The following is a 13,197-nucleotide window of genomic DNA, read 5'->3' on the forward strand; positions in this document are numbered from 1 at the left end:
TTTCTCCGCAATATTTTTTTATTTGCCCCTAAATCGCGATGTTTAGAGGCAACTTTTCAGTATTAGTTTTGAGCTTCAGCTAAATTTCGTTCATTTACAGCTTGTTCAAATAGGCGCTGTTCTTTTTCTTTATGCTCTACAGAGAAGCGGATCATCAGTACACAGCTTGCAGCGATAACCACTAGACCGCCCAACACCATAAGCGTGGTTTGAATATCCAGCATGCCTTTAAGCAAGAAGCCTGCAGCCACTGCACCTACGTTACCGCCTGCACCGATAATGCCTGCAACACCGCCTAAAGCATCACGGTCAATGAATGGCACCAACGCATAGGTAGCACCGCAAGCCATATGTGTGAAGAGCGCAAAGACTGTCATTGCAAGGATTGCAAGCACTGCAGTATTCATTTGTGAGAAGACAATCAGGAATAAGCCTTCTAGCAGAATCATGGCAAATAACACTTTGGTACGGCCATCTAAGCCTTTTTTAGTCGCTACTTTGTCCGAAACAATGCCGCCTAGCGCACGAGCAAACAATGCAAGCAAACCAAAGATACCTGCTGCCATACCCGCCTCTTTTAATCCAAAGCTGAAATGGTCGACGTAGTACATTGCTACAATGTTGTGAATAAAGATTTCAATACCGAAACAAGCTGCGTAAGCGCCAAATAGAATCCATACACGGTAATTGCGTGCTGCATGCATTAGAATTGCCAAGCCGCCTTTTTTGTCACTGCCAACACTGATGCCTTGTTCGCGAAGTTCTTTAAAGTTGCCTTGCGGACAGTCTTGTGTGAACTTCCAGTAAAGCGCACCAACAATCAGCATCATCACACCGGGTACAATCAGCGCAATACGCCAGCCCATCGCTTGCTCTACACCAAACATAACGAGTGCGCCAAGCAGTAAAGGCATAAGGGCTTGAGTTGCACCGCCGCCTGCATTGCCCCAGCCTGCTGTTGCAGCATTGGCTGTACCCACAACATTAGGCGCAAACATAATGCTTGTATGGTATTGAGTGATGACGAAGCTTGCGCCAATCGCGCCGATCAGCAAGCGGAAGAAAAGAAAGGATTCATAGCTGTTCGCAGAAGCGACACCAAAGACTGGAATACTGCCGATGATTAATAAAGCTGTATAGGTTTTACGCGGACCATATTTATCACATAAAGGACCAACGATCAGACGGACTAAAATCGTGATCGCAACAGCGGCAATATTAATATTGGCAATTTGATCTTTCGTGAGGTGAAATTCGCCAGCAATCACTGGCATCAACGGTGCACAGGCAAACCATGCAAAGAAGCAAACAAAGAATGCGAGCCAACTCATGTGGAAGGCCCGCATTGCTGCTGAAGAAAAATTAAATAGACTTATTTTTGTGGCTTTTTTGGCATTTAAATTTGAAGACATAACCTTCTCCTGACTGAACTGAACGCATGAATTACTCGGTTATGTCGCTAACACATAACAGAGTCGATCAGAACGGACGTCGTTGGCCGTCTAACAAATTTTTAGAGTCTTCTTTGACTCAATAAGTATTAAGCACGATACGTGCCAAGTTTTTATTTCAATCGTAAATTTCATCTCTATATTTAAGCATTGAGCGCCGATCTATCCGAAAATAAGCGAATTAAGGTAAATAGATAGTCAATATGCCTATAGAGATGCGGCTGAATGTTCAAACGTGGTTCAGCCCTGCACAAGATCAGTGCACGGAAATGGTTCAATTTTAAAATGTGCATATAACCAAGCTAAAATTTAGAAGCAGATTTATATTTTGTATTGTCTTAAAATTTGGCATTTAAATTGCTTAGAAAACTCAATACGTATTTGTTTGGCTCTGTCTGAGCGTTTGCATGCCAAAACTAAAAATAGCCCTAATTGATGATGATCAAGAACGCGCTGAATTTATTCAAGCCTCATTAATTCAACATGACTTTGATGTGGTCGCCAGTTTCATGATTGATCATTTAAATATGTCATATCTGCAAAATATTCAGGCAGATGTGATTTTATTGGATATGGATCATCCACATCGCGATGTCATTGAAAGCTGTGTCAGCCAATTTGACTTACCGACTGTTCTGTTCACTAAAAATTCGAGTCTTGAAATCATCCGAAGCGCGATTGATGCGGGTGTCACGGCATATATTGTCGATGGTATTGACCCTGCACGTTTGAATAGCATTTTAGAAATTTCGATTGAACAATATAAAAAGCATAAAAAACTGCTGAATGATTTGGCTGAAACCAAGTGCAAATTGGCCGATCGAAAAGATATTGAAAAAGCCAAAGTGCTTTTAATACAAATGCATGGTTTAACCGAAGATCAAGCATTTAATTTGCTGAGAAAAAATGCCATGAGTCACCGTATGACGATGGGTGAAATGGCGCGCCGACTGCTTGATGCGCAAGCGCTGTTACAGTCTCAATTTAAGGAATAAACCATGCAAAAGCTTGAAAAAACTGATATTCAATTGGGCTATATTCCTTTACTTGACTGTGTTGCTTTGCTCTGGGCAGAACATCAAGGGTATTTTGCTGAACAAGGCTTGAATGTCACACTAACTCAAGAACCGTCTTGGGCAAGTTTACGTGACCGTCTAGCTTTTGGTTTTTTAGATGCAGCACACTGTTTATCGGCCATGCTGCCTGCGTCTGTGACGGGCAAAGACCATCTCGGCATCCCCTTACAAACCTCACTAACGCTCAGTACCAATTGCGCTTACATTAGTCTGAGTCAAAAGCTCTACTATGAATTAAAGATCCATGCATTAGATCTACCAATTAATTCAGCAGAGAAAATCATATCTGCGATAAAGCAGAATCAAAAGATTCAGTTGGCGCATGTTTTTCAGCATTCGATTCATCATTATATTTTAAGAGAATGGTTGGCACTTGCCGACACAGAACTCGCTCAAACGCAGACCTTTTCAACTCTACCACCGCCTTATATGGTGGAAGCAATATCAACGCAACGAATTGATGGATTCTGTGTCGGAGAGCCGTGGAATACGCAATCTGAAATACAAGGCTATAGTCGTATCATCGTCAATAGCCAAGATATTATTGAGCCTATACCAGATAAGGTTTTGGCTTTTACTCATGATTGGGCAGAAAAACATCCCAATACCTTAAAGGCGATCAATCTTGCCATCCAAAAAGCACAAAACGATCTACTTCAACAAACACATTTCTCAGAAATATTTTCTTTGTTAAAGCAATATCACATCATCCGTTTTGATTGTTCTGAGCAGATTCACGTCGAGGCTTTTCATCGGATCAAAAGCATCATTCAAAATTTTGGCAAGACCCAAGCGCCACAAACTTCAGACTTTGAATGGATGATTCAAAAAATGCAGCAATACGATCAATTAAATATTGAAGATGAAAAGGTTTTTGAAATAGCACAATCTTGTATTTATCAGGATGCTTTGGGCTAAATTTGTTGATGTTCCATAAGACTCTATCATTGAACAGCGGATCTTATGCAGCATTGATCATGAAACCTTAATTTAGTTATGCATCTGCATCGATAGCGCGTAAGTCGATATTTTCTTCAACGAAGACTTCACGAATGCAATCCAGTATCTTTGGAATGTAATTACTATGATCCATATTGCGTACCGACAAAGAGATTGGACTATAGGCTTCCAAATCTAAGATTGGGATGTACATCAAATTTTTCATGCCAATATCACTGGCACTTTCAGGAATCAAGGAAATGCCCTCTCCCGACGCCACTAAGCCCAAAGCCATATGAATTTCACGCACTTCGGTTAAAAGTTTAGGTACAAGTCCTAATTCGGTAAATATCGATTGAATGAGCGTGGAAAAATTCGGTTTCGGTGTCGTTGGATAGGCAAAAATGGGTTCATCTAAAATTTGAGAAAGATAAATGCCTTTGTCTTTAAATTCAGCCAAATGATGATTTATATGAATAGCTAAACGTAGCGCTTCTTTTCTTAATAAAATACGTTTAATGGACGGATCAGTTAATCGAAGTCGTCCAAAACCAATATCAATTCGACCGGTTTTTAAGGCTTCAATCTGGTCGCGTGTGCCACATTCTATGAGTTCAACATGAATATCTGGGTTACGTTGTCGAAATAAATAAATAATTTGCGGCAATAATGCGTATAAAAGCGAACTGACATAACCAATGCGGACAGTTTTATCGACGGCATTAATTCGCTGTGCCATGGTTGTGGCCTGAGCGGTATGCGTCAATATCTGCACAGCATGCTCATAAAAGAACATACCAGCTTCTGTGGTTTTCACGGGTCTAGAACCACGCTCAAACAAGGTAATGCCCAGTTCTTCTTCAAGCTTTTGAATTTGGCGGCTCAAAGGCGGCTGAGCAATACATAATTTTTCTGCTGCCTTGGTAATACTTTGCTCTTCAACCACGGTGACAAAGTAACGTAAGTGCCTTAATTCCATTTATATACCTTTTAAGTATCTAAAAATACCAAAATCGCTCTAGTTAAAGATATTACATTAAATTAGGGTATATAAATAGTTGGATAGATAAGAAATACGCAAGATGTATAAGTCGATTGAAACCCTGCTCGTGGAAATCCCAACAATCCGTCCGCACAAGATGGCTGTTGCAACCATGCAAACGCAAACCCTTGTTTTGATTAAAATCACCACCGAAGATGGTTATATCGGTTGGGGTGAAGCGACGACGATTGGCGGTCTAGGCTATGGTGAAGAAAGCCCTGAAAGCATTCGTACCAATATTGAAACTTATTTTAGTCCTTTACTGAAAACCCTCACTGGTTTGAATGTTGCTCAAACCATGCAAGCCATTAAACGTAATATTAACGGCAATCGCTTTGCTAAATGTGCCATTCAAACGGCCCTACTCGATATTTTGGCGCAGCGTTTAAATCTGCCTTTGAGTGAATTATTGGGCGGTCGTTTACGTGACAGCTTGCCTGTTCTTTGGGTACTTGCGTCTGGCAATACGGAAAAAGACATTGCCGAAGCACAAAAAATGATTGAGGCAAAACGACACAATATTTTCAAACTTAAAATCGGTTCACGCCCCGTTGAAGCCGACGTTGAACATGTTTTAGCCATTAAAAAAGCGTTAGGTGCGGACATTTCTATCCGTGTGGATGTTAACCGTGCTTGGTCTGAATTAGATGCCATTAAAGGCATTCAGTTGTTACAAGATGGTGGTGTTGACCTGATTGAGCAGCCTTGCGCGATCGATAATATTGACGCAATGCGCCGTTTAACTCGTCGTTTTGATATTGGGATTATGGCAGATGAATCACTGATGGGGCCTCAAACGGCATATCAACTTGCTCGGCACAATTCTGCCTCTGTTTTTGCAGTCAAAGTTGCACAGTCTGGCGGTTTAATCGAAGGCTGTGAGGTTTCAAAAATCGCCAAACTTGCGGGTATCGATTTATACGGTGGAACCATGCTTGAAGGTCCTGTAGGCACTATTGCATCGGCACATGCATTTTCTACATTTGACAATTTAGCTTATGGCACTGAGCTTTTTGGTCCATTGCTGTTAACTGAAGAAATTTTAAAAACCCCACTTCAATATCAAGATTTCGAACTCAAGATTCCAACCACGGCAGGTTTAGGGATTGAAATTGATGAAAACAAAATTGATGACTTACGTCGCAAATAACATTTAGCTAGGAGTAAGAAATGCTTTTCCAAGTACGCATGGATGTCAATATTCCATTAGATATGCCAGTCGAAAAAGCCAATGAAATTAAAGCTGTAGAAAAGGCTTATTCACAAGATCTACAACGTCAAGGTAAATGGCGTCATATCTGGCGGATTACTGGTCAATATTCAAATATCAGTATTTTTGATGTTGAAAGTAATGAAGAGCTACACAACATTTTACAAGGGTTGCCCCTTTACCCGTATATGAATATTGAAGTTTTGGCTTTAAATCGTCATCCCTCTTCTGTTCGTAGTGATGACAGTTGATGCGATTGGATTTCAATTGTGTAGCACATGGTTGGAATCCATTTTCTGCATTTTTAAGTTTGTAAATATTTGAAATAAAAGATTATCTGCCTTGTATGACTGAAGTGGTTAGTCAGGTAAATAGTTTTATCGTTCTTGATGAAGGATCGTAGCATGATTGATAAAAGTACCGCTTCATTAACAGAAGCACTTTCTCAAATTAAGGATGGATCAACCATTATGATCGGCGGCTTCGGTACGGCTGGTCAGCCTGCTGAACTGATTGATGGATTGATAGAACTTGGGATCAAAGATCTAATCATCGTCAACAACAATGCAGGTAATGGTGACTATGGACTGGCTAAATTACTCAAAGCCGGTGCTGTCCGTAAGATGATCTGTTCTTTCCCTCGCCAATCTGACTCTTGGGTGTTCGATGAATTATATCGTGCAGGAAAGATAGAACTTGAGCTTGTACCACAAGGTAATTTGGCTTGCCGTATTCAGGCAGCTGGTATGGGTCTGGGTCCAATTTATACACCAACAGGTTTCGGTACATTGTTGGCAGAAGGCAAACCTACACTCAATTATGAAGGCAAAGATTTCGTTTTAGAAAATCCAATTAAAGCCGATTTTGCTTTAATCAAAGCACATCAAGGCGACCGCTGGGGCAACTTGGTCTACAACAAATCAGCGCGTAACTTTGGCCCCATTATGGCCATGGCGGCAGATGTGACAATTGCACAAGTCTCAGAAGTGGTTGAACTTGGTGCATTAGACCCAGAGCACATTATTACCCCTGGCATTTTTGTACAACATGTTGTGGCTGTTCAACCTGCACAGCTTGAGCAATCTGCATAAATCACGTGAGGAAAGAACCATGAGCTATACCAAATTAACCCGTGATCAAATTGCAGAACGTGTTGCACAAGATATTCCAGATGGCGCTTATGTCAATTTAGGCATTGGCTTACCCACCAAAATTTCAAATTATTTACCAACGGACAAAGATGTTTTTCTACATTCAGAAAATGGCCTTTTGGCTTTTGGTCCTCCTCCGGCTAAAGGCGAAGAAGACCCTGAATTAATTAATGCAGGAAAAGAGTTTGTTACTATGCAGACGGGTGGCTGCTTTTTTCACCATGGCGACTCTTTTGCCATGATGCGTGGTGGTCATTTAGATATTGCAGTACTAGGCGCTTTTCAGGTTGCCCAAAATGGTGACTTAGCAAATTGGCATACTGGCGCGCCAGATGCAATTCCTGCTGTAGGTGGTGCAATGGATTTGGCTGTTGGGGCGAAAAAAGTCTTTATTACTACAGACCATGTGACCAAAAAAGGTGAACCGAAAATTGTCGCTGAGTTGTCATACCCTGCCACAGGACTGCAATGTGTCGATCGTATTTACACAAATTTGTGCGTCATTGATGTGACGGTTGAAGGTTTGAAAGTGATTGAAAAAGTCGAGGGCTTGAGCTTTGACGAATTACAGTTAATGACAGGTGCTAAGCTGATTGATACGACAGCTTAAAGCAAAAAGTCCCTCCTTGATTAAAGGAGGGATTTAGGGAGGATTAATATTAAAAAATTAACTTCCTGTAAATCCCTCCCGACCTCCCGTTAAAAGGGAGGAGCTGAGTTTTTAGGATTTATAAAATGAAAAATGCCTATATTATTGATGCAATCCGCACCCCTTTCGGTCGCTATGCGGGCGGTTTGGCAGCAGTGCGTACCGACGACCTCGGTGCCTTACCCATTAAGGCACTGATGCAGCGAAATCCAAGTATTGCTTGGGAGTCAGTGGATGACGTGATTTACGGCTGCGCGAACCAAGCCGGTGAAGATAACCGTAATGTTGCACGAATGTCGTCGCTACTTGCAGGTGTACCTTTTCAAGTTCCTGCTACAACTGTAAACCGACTTTGTGGTTCATCACTTGATGCGATTGCGATGGCAGCCCGTGCAATTAAAGCAAATGAAGCAGACTTAATTATTGCCGGCGGTGTAGAGAGTATGTCCCGTGCGCCCTTTGTTATGGGTAAATCGGAAAGTGCTTATGGACGCAGTCAAAAGATTGAAGACACCACCATGGGTTGGCGTTTTATCAATCCAATACTCAAGCAAATGTATGGCGTGGAAACCATGCCTCAAACCGCTGAAAATGTGGCAGAACAATTCAACATTAACCGTGCTGATCAAGATGCTTTTGCCTTAGAAAGTCAGCGCCGTACAGCCGCTGCACAGGCCAATGGTTTTTTTGAGAAAGAAATCATCCCTGTAGTCATTCCACAGCGTAAAGGCGACCCACTGATAGTCGATACAGATGAGCATCCACGTGCATCGACGACAGCAGAAGGCTTAGCAAAACTCAAACCTGTGGTGAAAGCTAATGGGACGGTAACTGCGGGCAATGCTTCAGGGATCAATGATGGTGCGGCTGCACTACTGATTGCTTCAGATGATGCTGTCAATAAATTTAAGTTAAAGCCACGGGCCAAAATTATTGCGGCAACGGTGGTGGGTGTTGAACCCAAAATCATGGGCTTTGGTCCTGCGCCTGCCATCAAAAAGCTATTAGCTCAAACAGGTCTAAGCCTTGAACAAATGGATGTAATCGAGCTGAATGAAGCTTTTGCAGCTCAAGCCTTAGCGGTAACCCGTGAACTAGGTTTAGAAGATGGTGCTAAACATGTCAATCCAAATGGTGGCGCTATTGCTTTGGGGCATCCTTTAGGTGCATCTGGAGCCCGTTTAGTTACGACTGCGTTAAATCAACTTGAGGCAATTTCAGGTCAATATGCCCTCTGTTCGATGTGCATTGGTGTCGGTCAAGGCATCGCTTTGATTATTGAACGTGTTTAATCCTCAATAAAAGTCCACCTTATCAAAGGGGGGATTTAGGGGGATTTATAAAATTAAGGATTCAAAACATGCTTACATTTATATCCAATGATGCAACGATTAATTACGCAACCTTTGGTGACCACACACGACCTGCGATTGTGTTTTCTAATTCTTTAGGCACAAAGTTCAGCATGTGGCAGCCTCAGATAGAGGCACTACAGCAGGATTATTTTGTGATTTGTTATGATACACGTGGTCATGGTGCATCTTCTGCCCCTCAAGGGCCATATAGCCTTGATCAATTGGGTACAGATGTCATCCATTTATTGGATCATTTAAATATTCAACAAGCCACATTTTGTGGAATATCGATGGGTGGTTTAACAGGCCAATGGCTTGCAAAACATCATCCTGAACGCTTTAACCATGTCATTGTATGCAATACCGCTGCAAAAATTGGGCAAGAATCAGCTTGGAATGAACGTGCGCAATTAGTCCGTCAACAAGGTCTGGAACCAATTGCAGAAACGGCAGCATCACGATGGTTTACAGAACCCTTTATCCAAAGTAACACAGCAACTGTACAATCTTTGAGTAACGACCTCGGAGCTGGCAGCCCAGAAGGTTATGCAAGTTGTTGTGAAGCTTTGGCTAAAGCGGATTTGCGCAATGAAATCTCGTCTATTCGCATACCGGTATTGATTATTGCAGGTCAACAAGACCCTGTAACTACAGTTGTAGATGGTCAATTCATGCAAGAACGCATCGCAAATAGCCAATTATTTGAAATTAATGCATCGCATATTTCAAACATTGAACAGCCTGATGCATTTAACCAAACACTCATCTCTTTTATCAGTGCTTAAATCCTGCATGTTGTTCTTCGATAAAATTTAAAAAACATAAAGCCCAAATTGATTTGGGCTTTATGTTTTATGTGTTGAAAGTTTTAGGTTCTTTGCAACTCATTGACTGCTGCACCGCGTAAACTGAGCCAGTCAGAACGACGTTTAAATAATGCAGGTGCGGCAAAATTAATTTGGTCAATAAATTGTTGTAAGTCTGCATTAAGCAGTTGACCATTTTTGACCAAAACTTTTCCTGCAACCATCGTCATCACGACATCTTGGCCCTGAACCGCATGGACCAAGTTTGTATGTAAATTAAATAAACTGCCTTGGTTTATTAAAGGTGTCATGCGTGGTGTAGCCGTGTTTACTACGATTAAATCCGCCTGCTTACCAACTTCGATTGAGCCAATTTGTTGCTCAAGTCCTAATGCACGTGCTCCATCTCGAGTCGCCATTTGGCAAACTGACCATGAATCTAAAGCCGCTGCATCTAAATTTGAAAACTTAGCCAATAATGAAGCCGTTTTCATTTCCTCAAATAAATCTAAATTGTTATTTTCCTTTTCACCATCTGTACCTAAACCCACTGCAACGCCTTGTTTGAGCAATTGAGTCACAGGTGCAGCGCCTGAGGCAAGTTTCATATTTGAAATGGGGTTATGTGCGACCCCAACGTGATAATGTTTTAGCAGCTGAATTTCGTCATCATCTAACCATACACAATGTGCCAGCAAGCATTTTGGCACATCGAGCATGCCTAATTTTTCAAGGGTTTGAACAGGCCGCATGCCGTAACGTTTCAGATTTTCCACGACATCAAATTTGCTTTCGTTACTATGGGTATGAAATCCAGTTTGATAGTCCTGACACATTTTTTGGATACGACCTAAGGACTGATCTTCTGCATAAAATAAGTGTTCTAGCCCCACCCAGACCTGAATGCGACCTTCTGCTCGCATGTGCCATCGTTGAATCAGCGCTTCATTGCTCTCTAGTGTTTCAAAATAATTATGGTCTGGATGTTCTGCGACATACGGAACCAATACAGCTCGAATCCCTAAGTCTTCGGCTACTTCGGCACTGCCATCCATATAGCGCCACATATCAACAATCGTGGTCGTCCCTGACAGTAGTGCTTCGGCATAGCATAAATAAGAAGCCAATTTTGCATCTTCGGGTAATAACACTCGGTGCATGGGATCAATAAATTGTTGTAACCAGTCCCAAACAGGTAAGCCCTCCGCGGTGCCGCGAAGTAAGCCCGAATGACAATGTGTATTGATTAAACCTGGCATCAACAATCCATCGGGATAATGCTCATGTATCGCATCTGGAAACTGCTTTAAAAGCTCTTCTCTCTTGCCAATTGCTTGTATCACTTGGCCTTTGACTAATACTGCCCCATCTTGAATATAGTCTAAGGACGAATTCATGGTTAATACATGACCTGCACTCAGTAATTTCATTCTTTTGCTCCTATGAACATTGTGTTATTGGCCAAAATTAAGGGCAGAAGGTTTTCCCAAGTGAAGCTGGTAAATTCAGTTTTAGATGTTTTTTATTACGAGAAATCAGCACTAAAACCACAATTGTTGCCACATATGGAAGTGCAGAAAGCAATTCATTTGGCACATTTAAACCTAATGCTTGAGCATGGAACTGAAGGATCGTCACGCCACCAAATAGATATGCTCCGAGCATTAAACGGGTCGGTTTCCATGTTGCAAAGACCACCAATGCAATCGCAATCCAACCCCGACCTGCCACCATGTTCTCAATCCACATCGGCGTATAGACTGTCGATAAAAATGCGCCACCTACTCCAGCCATAGCACCACCAAAAAGAACCGCACAGTAGCGAATCGCTAAGACGTTATAGCCCATAGCATGAGCACTTTCTGGTGACTCGCCCACTGCTTTTAGTAGCAGACCAAGGCGAGTTTTTGTGAGTACCCACCAAATAATCACAAACGCCAACATGGACAAATACACAACATAGTTATGCTGAAATAAAATAGGCCCTAATACAGGTATTTCACTTAAAAGCGAGATGTCTAAACCCTGTAAGCCGGGCAATGCCATACTCACGTAGTTTTGTCCTATAAATGCTGAAATTCCGATACCGAAAATTGTGAGTGCTAACCCGCAAGCGGATTGGTTGGTACTTAAGGAGAGGCTAAAAAATGCAAAAATCAGTGCCATCATTGTGCCTGCAAGGCCACCGACCATTAAGGCACTTGCCACACTCGCATCATATTGTGCAGCGAAGGCAAAGCCAGCAATGGCACCAACCAACATCATGCCTTCTACACCGAGGTTAATGACCCCTGTCCGTTCTGCGACTAATTCACCAAGACCTGCAAAAATGAGTGGCGTTGCTGCGGCGATCGTGCCAGCTAAAATGGCTGTAATTTCAATGCTCATACATTTCTCCTCAATCTAAGCCGTAGTCGCTTGACGATCTGTCAGCGTTTTATTTTTTTTCGGTGCAAAACGATAGCGGTTTTCAATCAAGGCATCTGAAGCTAAAAGGAAAAATAACAATAAGCCTTGGAAGATACCTGTAATCGCAACCGGAAGTTGCAGCTGCATTTGTGCCATTTCCCCACCCAAATAAATCAGTGCCATCAATAAACCTGAAAGAACGATTCCAATTGGGTTTAAACGACCTAAATACGCCGCAATAATGGCTGCATAACCATAGCCCGGAGAAATGTTTGGATTTAACTGTCCAATAGGCCCTGCAACTTCACAGATGCCTGCAATCCCCGCCATCAATCCTGATAAACCTAAGCTGAGCCAAATGGCCTTTTTAGATGAAAATCCTGCATATTTCGCGGCCAATGGTGCTTGCCCACTTACTTCAAGTTTGTAAGCAGTTAAACTTTTACGAATAAAAATCCAAAATATCACCACAGCAATGATCGTGATGAAAATAGATGCGTTGACTCGAGTCCCTTCCCAAATTAAGGGCAATGTCGCTGACTCACTAAACATGACCGATTGAGGAAAATTCATGCCATCAGGATCACGCCACGGCCCATTGACCAGATATAAAAGAACAAATAAGGCCACATAATTCATCATGAGCGTCGTCAGGGTTTCTTCAGCATTAAAGTGCGTTTTGAGTAATGCCGGAATGAGTCCCCACAATGCGCCACCAATTGCCCCCATCAGCACCATGAGCGGCAAAATCCACCACCCCATTTGTTCGTGAAATAAAATTGCGATTCCGCCACCAAAAATAGCGCCCATGGTCAGCTGACCTTCGGCCCCGATGTTGAATAATTTGGCACGAAAACCAATGGCTAAACCCAACGCAATTAAAATCAGGGGTGAAGCTTTAATCGCAAGTTCACTTAAGCTATAGATCGAGGTTAAAGGCTCGATAAAAAAGATATACAGCGCATTGAGCGGATCAACACCTAAGGCTAAAAATAACAGACTGCCCACCACCAACATTGCCAAAAGCGCAATAATCGGAGACAGCCATTTCATCATTTGAGAGGGATGCTCTCTAGGTTCTAATAAATGCATGGATTTATCCTTTCATT

The 13,197-nt window shown here is 42.2% G+C and carries 13 protein-coding genes; 8 read left to right on the top strand and 5 right to left on the bottom strand.

Features of this window, described 5'->3' with window-relative positions; translation table 11 throughout:
- Positions 1–62: 62 nt before the first annotated feature.
- Positions 63–1,412 carry an MFS transporter gene (locus tag FTU37_RS00245; protein ID WP_180123543.1) on the bottom strand — a complete coding sequence of 450 codons (1,350 nt, stop codon included), beginning with the start codon at positions 1,410–1,412 and terminating at the stop codon, positions 63–65.
- Between the two features lie 446 nt (positions 1,413–1,858).
- Between FTU37_RS00245 and FTU37_RS00250 the strand changes: the two genes are divergently transcribed.
- Positions 1,859–2,446 (top strand): ANTAR domain-containing response regulator, encoded by a 588-nt coding sequence (locus FTU37_RS00250; protein WP_078190882.1) that lies wholly within the window; start codon positions 1,859–1,861, stop codon positions 2,444–2,446.
- A gap of 3 nt (positions 2,447–2,449) precedes the next feature.
- Positions 2,450–3,445, top strand: coding sequence for an ABC transporter substrate-binding protein (locus FTU37_RS00255; protein WP_168377481.1), 996 nt, complete (start codon positions 2,450–2,452; stop codon positions 3,443–3,445).
- 76 nt (positions 3,446–3,521) lie between these two features.
- On the opposite strand, the gene catM is transcribed toward FTU37_RS00255, so the two are convergent.
- Entirely contained in the window at positions 3,522–4,445 is a 924-nt protein-coding gene (gene catM, locus FTU37_RS00260) for a cis,cis-muconate-binding transcription regulator CatM (protein WP_168377482.1), read from the bottom strand.
- A 103-nt stretch (positions 4,446–4,548) separates the two neighbouring features.
- Between catM and FTU37_RS00265 the strand changes: the two genes are divergently transcribed.
- From FTU37_RS00265 to pcaD, 6 genes are all read left to right on the top strand, one after another.
- On the top strand, positions 4,549–5,658 hold the full coding sequence (locus FTU37_RS00265) for a muconate/chloromuconate family cycloisomerase (protein WP_168377483.1): 1,110 nt from the start codon (positions 4,549–4,551) through the stop codon (positions 5,656–5,658).
- A gap of 20 nt (positions 5,659–5,678) precedes the next feature.
- Positions 5,679–5,969, top strand: coding sequence for a muconolactone Delta-isomerase (gene catC / locus FTU37_RS00270; RefSeq protein WP_168377484.1), 291 nt, complete (start codon positions 5,679–5,681; stop codon positions 5,967–5,969).
- 153 nt (positions 5,970–6,122) lie between these two features.
- A complete protein-coding gene (locus FTU37_RS00275; protein ID WP_078193765.1) occupies positions 6,123–6,809 on the top strand; it encodes a 3-oxoacid CoA-transferase subunit A in 687 nt (228 codons plus the stop codon).
- A 19-nt stretch (positions 6,810–6,828) separates the two neighbouring features.
- Positions 6,829–7,479 (top strand): 3-oxoacid CoA-transferase subunit B, encoded by a 651-nt coding sequence (locus tag FTU37_RS00280; RefSeq protein WP_180123544.1) that lies wholly within the window; start codon positions 6,829–6,831, stop codon positions 7,477–7,479.
- Between the two features lie 125 nt (positions 7,480–7,604).
- Positions 7,605–8,810 (top strand): 3-oxoadipyl-CoA thiolase, encoded by a 1,206-nt coding sequence (gene pcaF / locus FTU37_RS00285; protein WP_180123545.1) that lies wholly within the window; start codon positions 7,605–7,607, stop codon positions 8,808–8,810.
- A gap of 68 nt (positions 8,811–8,878) precedes the next feature.
- Positions 8,879–9,658, top strand: a complete 780-nt coding sequence (gene pcaD / locus FTU37_RS00290; RefSeq protein WP_180123546.1) for a 3-oxoadipate enol-lactonase — start codon at positions 8,879–8,881, stop codon at positions 9,656–9,658.
- Between the two features lie 83 nt (positions 9,659–9,741).
- On the opposite strand, the gene FTU37_RS00295 is transcribed toward pcaD, so the two are convergent.
- Genes FTU37_RS00295 through FTU37_RS00305 form a run of 3 tightly spaced genes read right to left on the bottom strand, consistent with a single transcriptional unit; the run spans position 9,742 to position 13,180 of the window.
- Positions 9,742–11,109, bottom strand: a complete 1,368-nt coding sequence (locus tag FTU37_RS00295) for an amidohydrolase family protein (RefSeq protein WP_180123547.1) — start codon at positions 11,107–11,109, stop codon at positions 9,742–9,744.
- A 37-nt stretch (positions 11,110–11,146) separates the two neighbouring features.
- Positions 11,147–12,067, bottom strand: coding sequence for an ABC transporter permease (locus FTU37_RS00300; RefSeq protein WP_180123548.1), 921 nt, complete (start codon positions 12,065–12,067; stop codon positions 11,147–11,149).
- 15 nt (positions 12,068–12,082) lie between these two features.
- Complete coding sequence (locus FTU37_RS00305; protein WP_180123549.1) at positions 12,083–13,180, bottom strand: ABC transporter permease; 1,098 nt, start codon at positions 13,178–13,180, stop codon at positions 12,083–12,085.
- Positions 13,181–13,197: the final 17 nt, after the last annotated feature.

This window comes from Acinetobacter sp. YH12097 (assembly GCF_013419225.1).
In the GTDB taxonomy this organism is placed as follows: domain Bacteria; phylum Pseudomonadota; class Gammaproteobacteria; order Pseudomonadales; family Moraxellaceae; genus Acinetobacter; species Acinetobacter amyesii.